At 54.1% G+C, this 17,223-nt stretch carries 18 protein-coding genes; 11 read left to right on the top strand and 7 right to left on the bottom strand.

Translation table 11 applies throughout. The annotated features are described in order from the left end of the window. Window positions 1-22: 22 nt before the first annotated feature. The 4 genes from MHH78_RS16600 (at window position 23) to MHH78_RS16585 (ending at window position 3,359) form a co-directional block, all read left to right on the top strand. Entirely contained in the window at window positions 23-988 is a 966-nt protein-coding gene (locus tag MHH78_RS16600; RefSeq protein ID WP_341168044.1) for a helix-turn-helix domain-containing protein, read from the top strand. Then, window positions 985-1,335, top strand: coding sequence for a cupin (locus tag MHH78_RS16595; protein ID WP_341168043.1), 351 nt, complete (start codon window positions 985-987; stop codon window positions 1,333-1,335). The genes MHH78_RS16600 and MHH78_RS16595 overlap by 4 nt, the downstream gene beginning before the upstream one ends. A gap of 394 nt (window positions 1,336-1,729) precedes the next feature. Then, window positions 1,730-2,482: a YdcF family protein gene (locus MHH78_RS16590; RefSeq protein ID WP_076078736.1), complete on the top strand. Its 753-nt coding sequence runs from the start codon at window positions 1,730-1,732 to the stop codon at window positions 2,480-2,482. A gap of 61 nt (window positions 2,483-2,543) precedes the next feature. Beyond that, on the top strand, window positions 2,544-3,359 hold the full coding sequence (locus MHH78_RS16585) for an aminoglycoside phosphotransferase family protein (RefSeq protein WP_341168042.1): 816 nt from the start codon (window positions 2,544-2,546) through the stop codon (window positions 3,357-3,359). A gap of 52 nt (window positions 3,360-3,411) precedes the next feature. On the opposite strand, the gene ybaK is transcribed toward MHH78_RS16585, so the two are convergent. From ybaK to MHH78_RS16565, 4 genes are all read right to left on the bottom strand, one after another. Beyond that, the gene (ybaK, locus tag MHH78_RS16580; protein ID WP_341168041.1) at window positions 3,412-3,882 is read right to left on the bottom strand and encodes a Cys-tRNA(Pro) deacylase; all 471 of its coding nucleotides are present in this window, start codon (window positions 3,880-3,882) and stop codon (window positions 3,412-3,414) included. Between the two features lie 12 nt (window positions 3,883-3,894). Further along, window positions 3,895-4,167 (bottom strand): YolD-like family protein, encoded by a 273-nt coding sequence (locus MHH78_RS16575; RefSeq protein WP_268748447.1) that lies wholly within the window; start codon window positions 4,165-4,167, stop codon window positions 3,895-3,897. A gap of 85 nt (window positions 4,168-4,252) precedes the next feature. Beyond that, window positions 4,253-5,677 (bottom strand): aspartate ammonia-lyase, encoded by a 1,425-nt coding sequence (gene aspA, locus MHH78_RS16570; protein ID WP_076078731.1) that lies wholly within the window; start codon window positions 5,675-5,677, stop codon window positions 4,253-4,255. Window positions 5,678-5,916: 239 nt separating this feature from the next. Then, the gene (locus tag MHH78_RS16565; protein ID WP_341168040.1) at window positions 5,917-7,590 is read right to left on the bottom strand and encodes a hypothetical protein; all 1,674 of its coding nucleotides are present in this window, start codon (window positions 7,588-7,590) and stop codon (window positions 5,917-5,919) included. Window positions 7,591-7,815: 225 nt separating this feature from the next. Here MHH78_RS16565 and kduI point away from each other — a divergent pair, with 225 nt between their 5' ends. Genes kduI through kduD form a run of 3 tightly spaced genes read left to right on the top strand, consistent with a single transcriptional unit; the run spans window position 7,816 to window position 10,233 of the window. Continuing rightward, the gene (gene kduI / locus MHH78_RS16560) at window positions 7,816-8,649 is read left to right on the top strand and encodes a 5-dehydro-4-deoxy-D-glucuronate isomerase (RefSeq protein WP_341168039.1); all 834 of its coding nucleotides are present in this window, start codon (window positions 7,816-7,818) and stop codon (window positions 8,647-8,649) included. 34 nt (window positions 8,650-8,683) lie between these two features. Next, entirely contained in the window at window positions 8,684-9,439 is a 756-nt protein-coding gene (locus MHH78_RS16555; RefSeq protein WP_341168038.1) for a DeoR/GlpR family DNA-binding transcription regulator, read from the top strand. A 38-nt stretch (window positions 9,440-9,477) separates the two neighbouring features. Further along, entirely contained in the window at window positions 9,478-10,233 is a 756-nt protein-coding gene (gene kduD / locus MHH78_RS16550) for a 2-dehydro-3-deoxy-D-gluconate 5-dehydrogenase KduD (protein WP_036724808.1), read from the top strand. Window positions 10,234-10,297: 64 nt separating this feature from the next. On the opposite strand, the gene MHH78_RS16545 is transcribed toward kduD, so the two are convergent. Further along, the gene (locus tag MHH78_RS16545; protein ID WP_341168037.1) at window positions 10,298-10,951 is read right to left on the bottom strand and encodes a hypothetical protein; all 654 of its coding nucleotides are present in this window, start codon (window positions 10,949-10,951) and stop codon (window positions 10,298-10,300) included. A 767-nt stretch (window positions 10,952-11,718) separates the two neighbouring features. Further along, window positions 11,719-12,468, bottom strand: coding sequence for an ABC transporter ATP-binding protein (locus MHH78_RS16540; protein WP_341168036.1), 750 nt, complete (start codon window positions 12,466-12,468; stop codon window positions 11,719-11,721). A 166-nt stretch (window positions 12,469-12,634) separates the two neighbouring features. Here MHH78_RS16540 and MHH78_RS16535 point away from each other — a divergent pair, with 166 nt between their 5' ends. The 3 genes from MHH78_RS16535 to MHH78_RS16525 are packed head-to-tail and all read left to right on the top strand — an operon-like array spanning window position 12,635 to window position 13,958. After that, entirely contained in the window at window positions 12,635-12,856 is a 222-nt protein-coding gene (locus tag MHH78_RS16535) for a helix-turn-helix transcriptional regulator (protein WP_076078722.1), read from the top strand. After that, window positions 12,843-13,295 carry a hypothetical protein gene (locus MHH78_RS16530; RefSeq protein ID WP_341168035.1) on the top strand — a complete coding sequence of 151 codons (453 nt, stop codon included), beginning with the start codon at window positions 12,843-12,845 and terminating at the stop codon, window positions 13,293-13,295. The genes MHH78_RS16535 and MHH78_RS16530 overlap by 14 nt, the downstream gene beginning before the upstream one ends. A 27-nt stretch (window positions 13,296-13,322) precedes the next feature. After that, the gene (locus MHH78_RS16525) at window positions 13,323-13,958 is read left to right on the top strand and encodes an NUDIX hydrolase (RefSeq protein ID WP_341168034.1); all 636 of its coding nucleotides are present in this window, start codon (window positions 13,323-13,325) and stop codon (window positions 13,956-13,958) included. Window positions 13,959-14,064: 106 nt separating this feature from the next. Here the strand turns inward: MHH78_RS16525 and MHH78_RS16520 are convergent, their stop codons facing one another. Further along, window positions 14,065-16,143, bottom strand: a complete 2,079-nt coding sequence (locus MHH78_RS16520; RefSeq protein WP_076078717.1) for a beta-galactosidase — start codon at window positions 16,141-16,143, stop codon at window positions 14,065-14,067. Between the two features lie 190 nt (window positions 16,144-16,333). Here MHH78_RS16520 and MHH78_RS16515 point away from each other — a divergent pair, with 190 nt between their 5' ends. Beyond that, on the top strand, window positions 16,334-17,206 hold the full coding sequence (locus MHH78_RS16515; protein WP_341168033.1) for an AraC family transcriptional regulator: 873 nt from the start codon (window positions 16,334-16,336) through the stop codon (window positions 17,204-17,206). Window positions 17,207-17,223 lie beyond the last annotated feature (17 nt).

Genomic DNA, 17,223 nt, shown 5'->3' with positions numbered 1-17,223 from the left:
TTTAACAAAGAAGAGGTTGAACATGAACGTATTAGATCCCGGCACACAGCATTCCATGGATGGACGCATGTCCCCGGATGTTCAAGCTGCCTTTCATCTCTTTGCCGCCCACTGGCGCAAGGTGAATAAGGAATGGCACTATCCGGCACACACTCACCCGATGTTCGAGATCAACATCGTTCTGCAGGGCTCGCAGCACATGGCCATAGGCGGACAATCCTACATCCAGGAGAGCGGCGACATTCTGTTCATCCGCCCCGGTGTGCTGCATTCCAGTCTGGGCGCAGCCGCAGGGGATGAGATGTCTTATTATTGCCTGCACTTCGACATTGACGATCTGGTTCTGCGCCGCTCCTTGATGACGATGGATACCGTCAGTCTAAGCGGAGACACCCCGGAGCTGAAGGCAATCCGTTCCTCCCTGGATGACATCATCCGCTCGACCATTCTCCCGGAGGCCAGTGATGCACAGCGGGGCCGGCTCGTGATGCTGAACGCCTCGCTCCAGTTCTTCACCGCCCTTACCGGCTGGGTGCTGGCTGCCCTGCCTTCCCCTGCCCGGAGCACCCTGCCGGGAGTGACGGAGAAGACCGTTGCCCTGGCGAATGCCATTGAAGGGCTACTGCAGGAATCCGTCTTCACGGCAGCGGCAACCGGCAGCAGAGCTGGCAGCATCGAGGAGATCGCGGCCAGGCTCGGCTACAGCCCCAACCACTGCAACCGCGCCTTCCGGCAGATCTATGGTCTGCCGCCAAGACAGTATCTCTCCGATCTCATTATCCGCCATGCCAAGCTGCTGCTGCTCGATAACAGTCTGTCTGTAGAGAGCATCGCCTACCGGCTGGGCTACCGCGATGTCTCTCATTTCAGCAAGCAGTTCAAGCGCTGGACCGGCCTGCCCCCCATGGGCTACCGCCAGCTTACGGAGGAGCCGGGCAAGACGGACGATGGTGCGCCTCTTCCGCGCTCACAAGGAGGTATACAATGAAGATTTACCATTTCAAACCAGAGTCAGGCAAACCCATAACCGCCTTCAATTCCCATTTCATCCTATCCCGGATTATCCAGACTGAGGAGAAGACGCATATCGACTGCGTATATCTTGGACACCAGGGAGTAATCGGTTTTCATCAGGCGACCTGTCCGCAGCTGCTGCTAATTCTGAACGGTGAAGGGTTTGTGCGCGGAGAGGAAGCTGAATTTACAGCTGTGAGTGCAGGTCAAGCCGTCTTTTGGGAGCAAGGGGAATGGCATGAGACCCGTACGGATTCAGGATTGACTGCGATTATGATTGAAGGTGATTCGCTGAATCCCGCCGCCTACATGACTCTCTAACTGAACATTAAGAGGACTGAGATTCCGCTATATGAGCAAATTAGGTGAAATTCCGGGCTAAGCGGACAGAGAATCCTTTATGCGTCCTAACATGTGTCCTTAGAGGCTCAAAAGTACAAGATAGCGGAATCAGTCCGTTTCGGCATTATCAACCTTAATTTTGGCAAAATAAAGGAATCTCAGTCCACTTCAGTTGTAAGCTCACCAAAAGCGCGCATGGAGGGCATGTAAAGCGCGAAGCACAAAACAGCGCAGTGCAGGATCGCCAAATCAGCCGCGTGAAGCCGGGAACTCCAGCTGGACCCGATGGTACCATACAACTAGAATCAAGCTGCTATGCAGACGGATTTTTGGTGAAATATCTATTATCCTAATTATAAAAGTTGGTGACCGTATGATCTATCTCATTAAATTCGTATACAGCTTTGTCCTGCCGCCCGGGCTATTCGTCCTGCTGCTGCTGGGCATGGTGGTCTGGCTGTGGAAAAATAACCGCCGTCCCGCAATCGTGCTGCTGGCGGTCACGCTCCTGCTGTATCTGTCGATGACCTCTGCTGTAGCTGACACTCTGATCGGGAGCTTGGAGCGGAAGTACCCTCAGCCTGCTTCCGCTGAGGGGGATGTGATCGTAATCCTCGGCGGCGGGGCCACCTCCGGCACCCCGGATCTGGACGGGCAGGGCAATATGTCCGGTCCGGCAGCGAACCGGCTGCTGGCAGCTGCGCGGCTGTACCGCGAGACCGGCCTGCCGATTATTTTCTCCGGGGGACAGGTATTCGCCGACAGCGGCAATGAAGCGGATATCGCCCGGCGGCAGCTCATCGGCCTCGGCATCCCCGCAGAGGATATCCTGCCGGAGAACCGCTCGCTCAATACAGAGCAGAATGCGGTCAACACCGCAAAGCTCATGCAGGAGCATGGCTTCAGCCGTCCCGTTCTGGTGACCTCGGGCTTCCATATGCCACGCAGCATGGTCCAGTTCGGGCATGCCGGACTTACGCCGCAGGCTTTTCCGGTAGATTTCCAGGCCAGCCGTCCTATGTCACTCTATGTAAGCAAATTCACTCCATCCGCCGGAGCCGTCTCCACAACCGGGCTGGCGCTGAAGGAGTATCTGGGGTTAATCGCTGCGAAGCTGCTGCCTTGACCCCTGCAGCTGGCTGCACGCGGCCGCACGCTCATCAAAGAAAGCGAGGTACCTTTAACCAATGAACCCGTACGATGAAGAGAAATTAACCGGCGGAAATATAAATGAGATCATCCGAAAGGCAGACACCGTCCGCCGTCCTACAGGGAGCTGGAGCACAAGTATTCATGCACTGCTACAGCATTTGGAGCAGCAGAATTTCGCAGGAGCACCCAGATTCCTAGGCGTAGATGAAGCAGGGCGCGAGATTCTATCCTTTCTTCCCGGCGAGGTTCCGGGCAACGCTTATCCTGAGCTGGAGCCGTTCATGTGGTCTGAAGAGACCCTTACGGGCCTGGCACGCCTGTTGCGCAGCTATCATGATGCAACAGAGGGCTTCGTACCGATTAGTATACATACGGAGTGGCAGCTCCCCTATGCCGATTCTGCGGCACATGAAGTGATCTGCCATAATGACGCGGCGCTGTACAACGTGGTGTTTCAGCATGGTTCGCCTGTGGCGCTGATTGATTTCGACATGGCCGGTCCGGGCCCGCGCCTATGGGATATTGCCTATACCCTCTATACTTCAGTTCCGCTCGCCGGTTTTGCACCCGACTATCTGACAGGCTCCACGGTACCTTACCAGGCAGACCTCCATGCAGCAGACCGGCAGCGGCGGATTCAGCTGTTTTTTGAAGCCTATGGACTCCCTGTCCCGGAAGATCTGCACGACTGGTTGACCCGGCGGCTCACGGCTATGTGCGATACGCTGAAGAAGGAGGCTGAGGCGGGCAACCCGGCTTTTGTCCAAATGGTGGAAGAAGGCCACCTGGCCCACTACGAGCGCGAGCTGCAATTCATAGCGGACCATTACAGCGAATGGACTACTGCTTGAAGCAAAAGCCGGAACCCTACACACATAGGAGTTCCGGCTTTATTCGTTACACTTACTCTTTAATCAACTCTGCAAAAACTGCAGACACCTCTTCAGCCAGCAGCTTCGGCTCAAGCTCCATCTGAACGCCGATCCGGCCTGCGCTGACCGCGATTGTCTCAAGCTCCGCCGCACTGCTGTGAATGAACGTAGGGTACAGCTTCTTCATCCCGACAGGGGAACAGCCCCCGCGGACATATCCCGTGTGCTTCAGCAGGTCCTTCAGCGGCAGCAGCTCAATCTTCTTCACTCCGGCGGCTCTGGCGGCTCTCTTCAGATCCAGCTCCTCAGCAACCGGGATCACATAGACATACGGCTGCGGTCCGCTGTGTGCGACCAGTGTCTTGAATACTACCTCAGGAGGCAGGCCAATCTTCTCAGCAACCGCTGTTCCGTGAATCAGCCCGTCCTCATTGTCGTAGCTATGAATGGTGTAGCTTATCTTCCTTGCATCCAGTATGCGCATGGCATTCGTTTTGTTCATCTGCCGCTCCCCCTAATCCCGGGGATAATTGATTTGCATAATGTCCATGAACGGCACCTTGATAATCTCTTCGTTATTTCTGACATGCACCCTGCCGGTACGCGAATCCATCTCTACAATCACCCCGCGCACCTCTTCTTCCTTCCCCCAGACCGTCAGCAGAATCTCGGAATCCTCCTGCTTCGCCTCTACCAGCTGGTTGCCCAGCTCCTCAAGCACGAATTCGTCGCGGGTGGGACGTTTTGCCACTTTTGCCTTCGCCACACTTTGCCTCCAGTAAGCCATTACAGAATATAGGATCATGCCCGGTGTAAATGCTCGTGTCTATTATACCATGAGAGGAAGCCTGATTTTACACAAATCACGATTATTATTCATGATTCAAAAGCGCTGCCCCCGCGATGCCGGGATGGGTCATTTCATACGGGTCCAGAATCAGGTTCAGCTCTTCCTCGCTAAGCACATTGTACTTCAGACACAAGGCCCGCACCGATTCTCCGGTCAGAATAGCTTCCCTGGCAATCCGCGAGACGACCTCATACCCCAGATGCGGGTTCACGGCGGTAATGATACCGACGCTTCTCTCCACCTCACGCGCAAGCTTCTCCTTGTTGGCTTCAATCCCTGCCAGACAATAGTCGGTGAACACCCGGAAGGAATTGTTCATGATGCTGATCGACTGAATCAGATTGAACACCATCACCGGCTCCATAACGTTCAGCTCCAGTTGACCGGCCTGAGCGGCGAGGCAGATCGTGTGATCATTGCCAATCACCTGAAAAGCCACCTGGTTAATCACCTCGGCCATCACCGGATTCACCTTACCGGGCATGATGGACGATCCCGGCTGGCGGGCCGGCAGCGTAATTTCATTGAAGCCGGAGCGCGGGCCCGAGGCCATCAGGCGCAGATCGTTGGCGATTTTGGACATATTCATCATGCAGACCTTCAGCGAGGCCGAGACTTCGGTATAGGCATCCGTATTCTGCGTAGCATCCACCAGATGCTCGGCGCTGACCAGCGGCAGACCGCTGATCTCAGCCAGCAGCTCAACGACCCGTTTGATGTACCGGGGATCGGCGTTCAGTCCGGTACCCACGGCGGTAGCTCCCATATTCACCTCATAGAGATGGCCGCGCGTATGCTCGATCCGCTGAATATCACGCTCCAGCACCCGGCTGTACGCCTCGAATTCCTGTCCCAGACGGATTGGCACCGCATCCTGCAGGTGGGTCCGCCCCATTTTAATAACGGAATCGAATTCAACAGCCTTCTGCAAAAACACACCGTGCATCGTCCGCATCGTGATCAGCAGCTGCTCCAACAGCGATAGCGTGGCAATATGAATCGCCGTCGGAAAAGCATCGTTCGTCGATTGCGCCATATTCACATGAGTGTTCGGACTGAGCTGCAGGTAATCCCCCTTGGCCTTGCCCAGCAGCTCCAGCGCACGGTTCGCAATCACTTCATTGGCATTCATATTCAGCGAGGTGCCCGCGCCGCCTTGAATCGGATCAACGATGAACTGCTCATCCCAGTTCCCCGCAATCACCTCGTCTGCTGCTTGGACAATCACCGCACCCAGGCCCTTATAGAGGCGGCCGATTTCCATGTTGGCGAGCGCAGCGGATTTTTTGACAATCCCCATCGCCTTGATTAATTCATGATGCACACGGTAGCCTGTAATCGGGAAATTCTCCACCGCCCGGAGGGTCTGTATCCCGTAATAGGCCTGATGCTCCACCTGCTTGCTGCCCAAAAAATCCTTCTCCAGCCGATATTCCGTCTCTGTCATCCTGCTCTCCCCCATGTCTTCAGTAGTAGATCCTCTGCTGCAAATTAGTCAACTTATTCTTTCCTTGCAGCGCCAAAGATATTACCTTCATTGCTGCGCCATGCTTAAGGCCTATGCGGGTAGCGCAAAGAACCCGGCAGCCATTGCTGACCCCCGGGCTCTATGTCATTGTAGCTTAAAATTTAAGATAGTTCCAATCCGAAAAAATCCTAATGTCCCCAGGGAGCGAAGTGTCCCGTTTAGACCATATAATGTTCAAATGATACCGGTTTGCCGTTAATCTGCGACTGTATTCCTGTATGCTTATTGTCTATGCTGAGCTGCAGGCGCTCATTCCCGATCCAGGCCGTATACGCTGCCGAGAGGATCTCTCCCTCCGTAAATTCCGGTGCCCGCTGTATAGCGGCTGCGGCAAATTCCTCAAGACTGTGTATCCCCAGCTCCGCCGCCTGATCTGTGCTTAGCGCTTCAACCACGACGGCTCCGGGCATGTTCTTGGACGTTACCTCCAGATAGGATGGCCGCTCCAGCAGTTCATATTCCTGTGATAGATAGACGGCAAAATATACATTGCCCGCATAGCCAAGCAGCGCCTTGGGCTGCCTGATCCATTCGCCTAACGGAAGCACCCCGACGATGGCCTTATCCTCTCCTTCGGGCACCGGGAACAGCGACAGGATCGTGTTCTGATGATACAGCACCTCCATATAAGGACTCTGGTGCCGGGGATCTCCCGGCTGATAGCCTTGACCCGGATGGAAAAAATAAAGCCGGTTCACGCCCGCCGCTGCCGGAACCGGGAGCGAGAAGGCCCAGCGCAGCTGCTCATTGTCGAATTCCTCCACTCGCTCCCACATCCCGCCTGCCGCGTAATCCTTACAGATATAAGCGTAAGAATGCAGCGCCGGCTGGCGCTCCGGGGAACCGGCAACCACCTTCTCGGTCTTCTTGCAGACCTCTACTGGTAAATGGCGGTTCAGGGCAGCGGAACGCGTCTCTTCCGGCGCTTCATAATAGAGGAACCCTGCATATTCGGTGCGCGGCATCTCCTCCGGCAGCGCGAAATCGCCGAACTGGACATAATCATGCAGCAGATTGCCGTCTGCCGGAACATCATGCGGCCAGCCCCGGGAATGCGCGCCCGCCCAGGCCCCTTGAAGGTACCACTGGCTCCGCTCCTTCCACAGGAAGTCCAGCATCTCGCCTAGCCGGTCTTTCACACCGCTGTCCTTTTCCAGCTCCCAGGCGCAGGTGAACGCCTGCACCCAGTGCCAGAACCACGGCAGGCTGCCATACTCCGGCATTCCCTTTGCGCGGATATGCGCCAGCGTCAGCTCCAGGCTGTGCCGCCCGTCTTCCCTCAGCAGATCGTCCTCGAACAGCCTGCCGAAGATCAGCTTCGCGGCCGTATATTTCGCTTCGTGATGGCCGAAGGTCGCTACCTGCTTACGGAAAAAGGCGCTGCGGTAGATATGGCCGAGTGCCGTATGGAACGCCACACGCAGGCCCGCACTGAAGCGGCCGGAAAATTGCCGGTTGAACCAGACCATCAGGCTGCCCATAATCTCCACCGGAAGCTCATGCGGTGCCGCCTCTTCCGGAGTGGGATGCAGCCCCAGCGGCCAATGTCCATACAGGGGGGTCCCCGGCATCCGGTTCTGGAGCTTCACTGTTTCTAATAGGACAGACTCGGCCTTGCGCTTGGCATCCTCCCGGCTGAACGGAAGCTCCAGTGTATCATCCACCGCAGCGGCAAACAGATAAGACGCATAATAGAAATTGTTCCGCACATCATCATGGAACCAGAGTCCGCTGTACAGCAGCGGGCGGCGCTCCGCCTCCACCGCGATCGCGGATATAATCTGCCGCTGACGTATTTTAGAAGTCGTCTGTTGCTGAGGCATATCTGCCATCTCGTTCACCCTCCGTAGGTATGAATTTCATATTTTTAATCCTGAATAAATCCCATGTACTCCAGCTCTATTGTGCACGCTTTCAGTTCAGATGGCAATCTTATCGCTGAACAAATAAACTAAAATAAACGTACTAAAAAAGATTATGCTTGATAAATGAACGTAAATGGATTAAGTTGTACCTATACGAACGAAAATATGTTTTCTAAGGAGACTGAATATTCGATGGAAAGACGTTTTGCATCACATCCGAATGAAGTGAAGCAGTTTGACACTGAGCGCCTGCGCAAGGAGTTCCATATCCCGGTTATCTTTGCACCAGACGAGCTGAAGCTTGTCCTGACCCATGAAGACCGCATGATCGTTGGCGGAGCGAATCCGGTAAACGGCGAGGTGGCTCTGACTACGGACCTCAAGGAGCTTGGCGTAACTTACTTCCTGGAACGCCGCGAGCTGGGAATCATCAATGTCGGCGGCCCGGGTTCGGTTGTTGTAGACGGTACTGAATATGAGGTTGATTTCAAGGAATGCCTGTATGTGGGCCAAGGCTCGAAGGATGTTATTTTCAAGAGTGCGGACAGCGCTAAGCCGGCAAAATTCTATCTGAATTCCGCTCCGGCACACCAGTCTTACCCGACTACGAAGACTACGCTGGCTGAATCCGAATCTGGAGCCATGGGCGGTCTGGAGAATTCCAACGAACGGACGATTCACCGCTTCATCCACACGAACGGCGTGCAGAGCGCACAGCTTGTAATGGGGATGACTCAGCTGAAGCCGGGCAGCATGTGGAACACCATGCCATCCCACACGCATCCGCGCCGGATGGAAGCCTACTTCTATTTCGATCTGCCGGACGATTCCATCGTCTTCCACCTGATGGGCGAGCCGACCGAGACCCGCCACATCGTAATGCACAATGAACAGGCTGTCATCTCGCCAAGCTGGTCCATTCACAGCGGTGTCGGTACGCATAACTATACCTTCATCTGGAGCATGGCCGGAGACAACAAGCGGTATGATGATATGGACCCCGTAGGGATGAAAGTATTACAATAGTAGCAAATCAACTACGGAAAGATGAGGCAGGCGGATGAACCCGATACGGCGGCACGAGATGATTATGGAAGTTATGCTGAACCAGAAGGATGTAACGGTGAACGAATTGAGCGATAAGCTCCAGGTCACCGGCAAAACGATCCGCGAGGACTTAAGCAAGCTGGAGGAGCAGGGACTGATTATGCGCGTCCACGGCGGTGCCGTGCTGGCACAGAGCGATCAGTTCGGCATTCTGCCCCTGCGCAATCCGCTGGATAAATACGCCGAGGAGAAGACGGAGATTGCCCGGCGTGCGCTGGCGCATATCGTTCCGGATGACATCATTGCCCTGGACGGCGGAAGCACAACGCTTGAGATTGCCCGGCGGCTTACGAATATACCTCTTACGGTCATTACCAATGATGTCTACATCATCAGTGAGCTGGTCCAGAGAGATAACATCCGTCTGGTCGTACCCGGCGGCTACCGTGTCCGCAATATGCTGGCCGGTCCCGAAGCCGTGTCCTATGTACAGAAGCTTAATATTCAAAAAGCCTTTCTCTCGGCCACAGCCGTTCATATTGAACACGGCCTGTCCATCTATACCGGCGATCTTATAGATTTCAAACAGGCGTTAGTCTCCACGGCCCGTCAGGTGTTCGCCGCTTGCGATCATCACAAGTTCGGACAGACCGCGCTGCGCACCTTCGCCTCCCTGCAGGAGGTCGATGTGCTGCTGACAGACAGCGGGCTTGCCCCGGAGACCGCAGAGCTGTTCCGCAAGGCCGGCGTCAACATTGAATGCGGCTAATTTCACAATTCAAATCGCTCAAAGGAGAGAATAATCATATGTCATCTTTATTCAGCTTGGCAGGTAAGACAGCAATCGTAACAGGCGCAGCGCAAGGTCTTGGACAAGGCATTGCCATCGCCTTCGCAGAAGCCGGTGCAGACGTAGTCTCCGTATCACTTAATTCCAGTGACGAGACTGTAGCAGCCTGTGAAGCTTTTGGCGTCAAAGCACTGAGTATCGCCACAGACCTCAGCGACCATTCCAAGCTTCAAGGCATGTTCGACGAAGCCGTTGCCTTCACCGGCAAAGTGGATATCCTCGTCAACTGTGCAGGCATGATCCGCCGTACTCCGGCCAAGGACCACAGTGAGAAAGACTGGTTCGATGTCATTAACCTCAACCAGAACACAGTCTTCCTGTTGTCGCAGATTGCCGGACGTCACTTCTTGGAACGGGGGAGCGGTAAAATCATCAACATCGCCTCCATGCTCTCCTATCAGGGCGGCATCAACGTGCCGGGCTACACCGCAAGCAAGCATGCCGTAGCCGGTCTGACCAAAGCCTTCGCCAATGAATGGGCAGGCTCGGGCCTTAACATCAACGCGATTGCTCCGGGCTACATGGCTACCGAGAACACCGCTCCGATCCGTGCGGACCAGAGCCGCTCCGACTCCATCCTTGAGCGTATTCCAGCCGGACGCTGGGGAACTGCCGATGATGTGAAGGGCCCTGCCGTATTCCTGGCCTCCGCAGCATCCGACTACCTGAACGGCCACATTCTGAATGTGGATGGCGGCTGGTTGGCTAGATAAGGAACCCATACAACGAACCCCCGGTTGCTTCTTATGAAGCATGGCCGGGGGTTTTGTATGTTCCTTATAGTCTGCTCATGAGCTGAGGACGGGTTATGTTGTCCGAAATTCTTTTGAAACAGATTAGATTGCCAATTACAAGAACCGCCAGATAGATCAAGGACCCCATCAGCATGTTCGGAGCCAAGTAGATGATCGCTAATACCGGGAACACAAACAGAACCGACAGAAGGCTTGTCGCATACAAGCCCTGACGCGGAGTTCTGAGCCGCAAAGCAAGAATAGCTGCTATGAACATCATGGCGATGGATGAGAGCAGACTAACGGGGAACAGCAGGATAAGCTGCGCAGCCGTATAGCCTTGGATAGAGACAAGCTCAGGACTGATCAGCGCCGCAATAGTTACGCCCGCTAACGTCAGCAGGGATGAGAGGGTCAGCATGACCGCCGTTACAAGCACTGGAATCATACATTTGGCCAGAAAGACCGGCCGGATCTTCAGCGGTGTAGACAATAAGGCTTCACCTGTCTTATATACTTTCTCCCCGCCTATGGAGTACGCCATTAAGTTGATCGGCACTCTCGGTATCATTAGCACAGTTAGCAGGACGGCATAACTCAGGTCAAGTGTTCCCGTAAAATACAGCAGCAGACACACCATAGCAACCGGCGAGAAGCACAGAAATCCAAAGCTCAGGAGCATCCTTTTTAAGGTCATTAGCACCTTCCATTCCAATCTTAAAACCATGCCAAACTGAGATCTCGGCAGAGCTAATGATATACGCCGCTGATGCGCTCTCTCCGGCTTTTGGATGGTGATGGGCTGGAAGAAATCCGGCTGCTTCATCCTCCAGATCTTCGCTGCGAACCTCGAAATAACCCAAAGGTAAATCAATGCACAGATACAGCTTATGATCAGCGCCGATAACAAGTCCACGGTTCCTATAACCGATAGACAAATGACAAACAGAAAGCTCAGAGGATAAGCCATTAGCGACACCCGCTGGTTGGCAGCCCGCAAATCCCCTGATGTAGAGGAAGCATACACCCCGCCCATGCATATTGCACTATAATTCAATGCAGCCACTACCATGATGCACATCCATTGCCAAGGAATCAACGCTGCTCCGCCGCCGGCAAGATAGCTCGTGAACCCAGAGCAGAGGACGGTTATAGTGAAGTAGCCCAGACCAAATAAGAAGCAGAATTCAAACTTCCTCCAGAGTATGCTTTTTCCATGGATGGGACTGGACAGGAGTGTCTCCAAAGTGCGGTGCTCCCGTTCTCCCGCGATGCTGTCAGATAACATGGGCCTCAGTAAGATTGCCGTAAGTAGTGCTGCGGTGGTTAAGGAGACTTCTACCCCGGGCATGAATAGTGGAACGATTATACCGGTAATGCCGATAGATAGTCCATAAAAGAAGAGCATCCCTTTGTCACTTGTAAACTCAGCGCACTGCATTCGAACAACGGGATAGGATCTGTTCATCGGCCTGCCCCTTGCTCTATATCCATATACAGCTTTTCAAGACTGAATTGCCCGTTGTCCATGTAATGCTTGCTGTCTTGGAGCGCTGAGATGGAATCGGTAAAAATATTTCGCCCGTGCCGCAGAATCGTGATTCTATCGCATAGCTTCTGGACCTCTTCCAGGTGATGCGTGGTCATAATGACAGTGGTCCCCTCCTCCTTCGCCAGCCGCGATAACATCTTCCTTAGATCGGTTGTGCTGACAGGATCAAGGCCATTCGTAGGCTCATCCAGGATCAGAAGGCGCGGTCTATGAAGCATGGCCCGGATCAGGGCAACCTTTTTGCTCATGCCGGTAGACAAGCCCTTAACAATCGTTCGTTTCTTGTCATGCAGTTCAAATGTCCGCAGCAGCTCGTCAATACGGCTACTCGATTCAACACGGCTCATCCCGTAAATGTCAGCGTAATACATCAGGTTATCCCATACGGTCAAAGACTCGTACAGCCCTGTATCTTCGGACAAAACGCCGCATAGCCCGCGCACGCTATCCCACTCCTGTATAGGATTCCGCCCAAAAACAATGACCTCTCCCCCGTCCGGCTCCAGCAGACCAAGCAGCAGGCGAAGCGTTGTGGTCTTTCCCGCCCCATTATGCCCAAGCAGTGCGTAGACCTCGCCCTCCGCAATACTCAGATCCAGACCGTTTACAGCAGCCACATCGCCAAAGGACTTTCTGACCCCTTCGAACCGTATATTCTCCATGCTCCCCGCCCCATCCTTTAGATTGTCTTATGTATAGCTTACTGCACATTTTTTGTGTAGTCAACTGTACATAAATTGTGTAGTGAACTTGACTAAGACCGTATCCGTGCAACATAATAACAGAGTTGAGGTGCAGAAGTATTGCTTCAGGGGAGGTGGCCGATTAGTGAAGACAAGAATACGCGAACTGCGAAAAGAGCGGCGGATTTCCCAAGAGGAATTGGCTAAGGCACTGCGTGTCACACGCCACACCATCACTTCAATTGAGAACGAAAAATATATCGCCTCCCTTCCGCTTGCCTATAAAATTTCAAAATTTTTCGATTTGCCGATCGAGGATATTTTTGATTTTTCAGATGTGGAGGATATCGACTATGAAGTCTTTTGAAAAGGAGCTGCGGCGGCGAATCGTTATCAATTCATTCTACGCGGCAGGTATGGGGATAACCGTTATTGTGGCGTTTATACTCAAAGCGTTCGTATGGGGCAGGCTCGACACGCTGGACAGCTGGGATATAGGGATTCTCGCCGGTTTATTGTTCGGTTCGTGGATTACTGCCGCTCTCCGTATTGCCCGGCTCCGTGAGGTTCTCAAAGACCCTGAATTATTAGAAGCGTTACATATTGCCGCACAAGATGAACGAAACCGGATGATCGCCTTAAAAACTGGTAGGGCTGCGATACGTCTTTTCCTTCTTTTATTGTCACTTTCTGCTGTCGTCGCCTCTTTGATTAACCATACCGTGTTCTTAACGATTGCTGTGACTTTGGTTACCCTTCTGTTGTTGTACCTTCTGTTATCAGCATACTACTCCCGGAAAATTTAACTTACTGGGGCAATGGAGGAAAATTGCATGAACGAGGAATTATTAGCTACGTTTGATGAGCAAGGAAACCGGACGGGGACGGCTCCCCGGGATGAGGTTCACCGCCAAGGCCTCTGGCACGAGACCTTCCACTGCTGGTTTGTCCGTAAGGACGAAGGCGGGCTGAGGATCTGCCTCCAGCTGCGCAGTCAGCAGAAGCGAGATTATGCCGGGCTGCTCGATATCACTGCTGCCGGACATCTGCTGGCTGACGAGACCGTTATGGACGGTATCCGCGAGGTGCAGGAGGAGCTGGGGCTTGAAATTGCTTTTGACGAGTTGCAGCCGCTGGGGGTCATCCCCTACCAGATGGACTCCGCCGGATTCATGGACCGTGAACGGGCGCATGTATATGTCTATGAGAACCGCTATGCACTAAGTGAATTCACCCCGCAGCTGGAAGAAGTGGCTGGAATCGTAGAGGCCCGCTTCGCTGATTTCCGCAGCTTCATCTCGGGAGCAGACAACACGCTTCATGTGCAGGGCTTCCAGGTCACCGGGAACGGTGAACGAACGGACATCGACGAGCTGGTGGACTTCACGCACTTTGTCCCGCATGAGCGTGAATACTTCAGGCGGGTGATTGAGGGGATTGAGCGGTTGTACGGTCCAGCCACAACCTAAGGCATACTTAAAAGGCAGAACCCCGCGATGGGGTTCTGCCTTCTTTTGTAACTCACTCTATCTGTGCTGATACTTCTAACTATATTACGCGATTTAGCTGCTTCACTTATGCTTTGGCCGCTGCGCGCTTCAGAATTGCCAGTCCATTCACTGCCAGCTTCAGCTCGGCCGGAGCCGCTGCGCCGGATTCTACATCAGTATAGGCTTGTCCGTCCAGCGTCACTACTTGCTCGGAGCCGCTGAAATTCTGTACGAATACATACTCATACTCACCATCGGAACGCAGCTGGGCGGTTACTCCGGTCGGAAGCTCACTGTTCAGCGTGCGGCTGATCCGCTCTTTTCCGGTAATTGCGGCGTACAGATCCACATAGAACTGCGCGTCCTTCACACGTGTTGCCAGATGATAAGCCTTACCCGCTCCCAGCTTATTCACAGTGAGTGCAGGACGTCCGGCGTAGAAGTCGCTGCGGTAATGGCCCAGCGCCTCCGCGCCTTCCAGATGAATCAGCTCGGCGATCTCATGCGCATCGTATTCCCCGCTCAGCTTCAAGCTGTTGCCTGGGTCCATTACTAAACCGTTCAGATCGCGGCTATGCAGTCCTTCTGTCTCTTCGGCCCAAATGCCCAGCGTTCTGCGCAGCGGTCCAGGGAAGCCGCCCAGGTGACACAGATCGGTCTCGCCGACCACTCCCGACCAATAGGTGGCCAGGAAGGTTCCGCCTTGCTCAACGTATTTCTCAATCCGCTTCCCGTTCTCTTCGCTGATCAGGTACAGCATCGGAGCAATCACCAGCTTATAGCCGGACAGATCATCGCCTGAGCCTACCACATCCACCGGAATTCCCAGCTCCCACAGACCCCGGTAATGCTGAAGCACAGTCTCTTCATATTTCAGGCCGGAATTGCGGATACCTTGGGCATCCTTCACCGCCCAGCGGTTATCCCAGTCGAACAGAATGGCAGTCTCAGCAGGAGTTGTTGTACCTACAACATCCTCCAGTCCCGCCAGGGTACGGCCTACCTCAGCTACATCCCTGAAGACACGGGTCTCCGTGTGTCCGCTATGGTCGATCACCGCGCCGTGGAATTTCTCGCTGGAGCCGCGGCTTTTACGCCACTGGAAGTACTGTACAGAATCTGAACCATGCGCTACTGCCTGGAGTGAGGACAGCTTGTGCATCCCCGGACGCTTCAGCTTGCTGACAATCTGCCAGTTCGTGAGGGAAGGTGTGCTTTCCATGAGCAGGAACGGCTTCTTTTTGAAGCTGCGGTACATGTCATGGTGCATCGCTGTCCAAGCGGCCAGACGGGCGTCATCATCGTCCTCGGTATATCCCCAGTCCGGGTAAGCATCCCATGATACCACATCAAGAATCTTCGCCATGTTACGGTAGTCTACGCCGTCAATCATATGCATGTTGGTGGTCACCGGCAGGTCAGGGTTAAAGCCCCGCACCGCGTCAATCTCATGCTGGCAGAAGTTAATCGTCTGATCGCTTACGAACCGGCGCCAGTCCAAGTTAAGCCCATGAACCTGCATTTCACCATGCGGAGCAGGGGACTCGATCTGTTCCCAAGAAGTATACGTATGGCTCCAGAAGGTAGCCCACCAAGCGTGGTTCACCTCATCCAGATCATTATTGTACTTCGCCTTGAGCCAGTCTCTGAAGGCATCCTGACAGTAATTACAATGGCATTCGCCGCCGAATTCATTAGAGATATGCCAGCCGATCACTGCCGGGTGATGCGCATAACGCTCAGCAAGCTTGGAGTTGATCAGCGCTGTTTTTTCACGGTAGACCGGAGAAGTGAAGCAGTGATTATGACGGACGCCGTGCAGGTTGCGCACCCGGTTCCGTTCCACCCGCAGCACCTCAGGATACTTCTCGGACATCCATGCCGGACGCGCACCGCTCGGAGTAGCCAGGAACGCATAAATACCATTCGCCGCAAAACGGTCCAGCAGCTGGTCCATCCACTCAAAGTTAAATACCCCTTCTTCGCGCTCCAGGGAGACCCAGGAGAAAATCCCGACAGACATGACATTACAGCCTGCCAGCTTCATCATGCGGATATCTTCTTCCAGCACCCCCGGATATTTCAGCCATTGCTCGGGACTATAGTCGGCGCCATGAAGCATTACAGGAGCCTTGCTGCTGATTGCAGGAACTTTGCTGCTCATATGATTTCATCCTCTCGTTTAGGTGTGATGGTAGATGTCAGGATGGGACTTTTCACTGATACAATTTCTTTTGTGGCTCTGTCCCTCTTGCTTGTTACGATTTATACTATTTATAATAAAGGATAATCTGTGATCAATGGTAGGATAATAATAGCGTTTGCATAGCACAAAATGAATATGAGGTGTTCGTATGCTCCCCTTCTCTCTGATTGAAATGCCGCGTGACCTGAATGCTTTCCCTCTCTATCCGTACTCTGTCGGTCGTCATATCCAGTATCACCATGTGCGTCCTGCCGGATTCCCGGTGTATCAGATTTTCCTGATCCGCAGCGGCAGCGGGCGTTTCCGTGACCTGGAGGACGGCACCGAAACAGTGCTGCAGCCTGGGATGGCCTATGCATTTCCGCCTGACCTCGGGCATGAATATTATCCGTTATCCCACGAGCCGTGGCATGTCGGCTTCATCGGGTTCCACGGCAGCCAGTCTGCCTCCGTTCTGGAGGGTCTCGGCCTGCTGCCTTCGGCCCCGTTCCGCCCCGAGCGGTTCGAGGAATGCTGGGAGATGCTCGGCGGGATCTGGCACACGGTGAACGGGAACAGCTCGGCGCGTCAGGAGGAGCAGTCGATGCAGGACTTGTCGGTGACGCTGTACCGGCTGCTGCTGATGCTGCGCAAAAGTGATGTCTCCCCAGGTCCAGCGACCCGGCTGGAGAACGAAAACGTCCGCAACGATGCACTTAACAAAGCAGTCAGCCTGATCAACGAGCATTTCACCGAGCCGCTGCTGATCACCAATCTGGCGGCGGCTGTCGGTTATTCCGTCCAGCATTTCCAGCGCCTGTTCCTTCAGGAATACGGCGTCACTCCGCATAAATATCTGCAGAACCTGCGGCTGCAGCGCGCCATGCAGATGCTGACCGAGGACCCGGAGCGTCCCGTGCAGGATATCGCCCTCAACCTTGGCATGGAGACCAATTACTTCATCCGGGTCTTCCGGAAGGCTCATGGAGTGACTCCCGGGGTTATGCGCAGCAGGCTGCATCCGGGCAAGGATCATTCTTGAGCTCGCTGGGCAAGTGG

Origin of the sequence: Paenibacillus sp. FSL H3-0333 (genome assembly GCF_038002805.1) — a bacterium.
In the GTDB taxonomy this organism is placed as follows: Bacteria; Bacillota; Bacilli; order Paenibacillales; family Paenibacillaceae; genus Paenibacillus_AQ; species Paenibacillus_AQ silagei.
This window is presented reverse-complemented; position numbering and strand designations above follow the sequence as displayed.

What these genes read in the sequence shown, in the direction of transcription:
- MHH78_RS16600 (WP_341168044.1), top strand. Translation starts at nt 23, where the DNA reads ATGAACGTATTAGATCCCGGCACACAGCATTCCATGGATGGACGCATG.
- MHH78_RS16595 (WP_341168043.1), top strand. Translation starts at nt 985, where the DNA reads ATGAAGATTTACCATTTCAAACCAGAGTCAGGCAAACCCATAACCGCC.
- MHH78_RS16590 (WP_076078736.1), top strand. Translation starts at nt 1,730, where the DNA reads ATGATCTATCTCATTAAATTCGTATACAGCTTTGTCCTGCCGCCCGGG.
- MHH78_RS16585 (WP_341168042.1), top strand. Translation starts at nt 2,544, where the DNA reads ATGAACCCGTACGATGAAGAGAAATTAACCGGCGGAAATATAAATGAG.
- ybaK (WP_341168041.1), bottom strand. Translation starts at nt 3,882, where the DNA reads ATGAACAAAACGAATGCCATGCGCATACTGGATGCAAGGAAGATAAGC.
- MHH78_RS16575 (WP_268748447.1), bottom strand. Translation starts at nt 4,167, where the DNA reads ATGGCTTACTGGAGGCAAAGTGTGGCGAAGGCAAAAGTGGCAAAACGT.
- aspA (WP_076078731.1), bottom strand. Translation starts at nt 5,677, where the DNA reads ATGACAGAGACGGAATATCGGCTGGAGAAGGATTTTTTGGGCAGCAAG.
- MHH78_RS16565 (WP_341168040.1), bottom strand. Translation starts at nt 7,590, where the DNA reads ATGGCAGATATGCCTCAGCAACAGACGACTTCTAAAATACGTCAGCGG.
- kduI (WP_341168039.1), top strand. Translation starts at nt 7,816, where the DNA reads ATGGAAAGACGTTTTGCATCACATCCGAATGAAGTGAAGCAGTTTGAC.
- MHH78_RS16555 (WP_341168038.1), top strand. Translation starts at nt 8,684, where the DNA reads ATGAACCCGATACGGCGGCACGAGATGATTATGGAAGTTATGCTGAAC.
- kduD (WP_036724808.1), top strand. Translation starts at nt 9,478, where the DNA reads ATGTCATCTTTATTCAGCTTGGCAGGTAAGACAGCAATCGTAACAGGC.
- MHH78_RS16545 (WP_341168037.1), bottom strand. Translation starts at nt 10,951, where the DNA reads ATGACCTTAAAAAGGATGCTCCTGAGCTTTGGATTTCTGTGCTTCTCG.
- MHH78_RS16540 (WP_341168036.1), bottom strand. Translation starts at nt 12,468, where the DNA reads ATGGAGAATATACGGTTCGAAGGGGTCAGAAAGTCCTTTGGCGATGTG.
- MHH78_RS16530 (WP_341168035.1), top strand. Translation starts at nt 12,843, where the DNA reads ATGAAGTCTTTTGAAAAGGAGCTGCGGCGGCGAATCGTTATCAATTCA.
- MHH78_RS16525 (WP_341168034.1), top strand. Translation starts at nt 13,323, where the DNA reads ATGAACGAGGAATTATTAGCTACGTTTGATGAGCAAGGAAACCGGACG.
- MHH78_RS16520 (WP_076078717.1), bottom strand. Translation starts at nt 16,143, where the DNA reads ATGAGCAGCAAAGTTCCTGCAATCAGCAGCAAGGCTCCTGTAATGCTT.
- MHH78_RS16515 (WP_341168033.1), top strand. Translation starts at nt 16,334, where the DNA reads ATGCTCCCCTTCTCTCTGATTGAAATGCCGCGTGACCTGAATGCTTTC.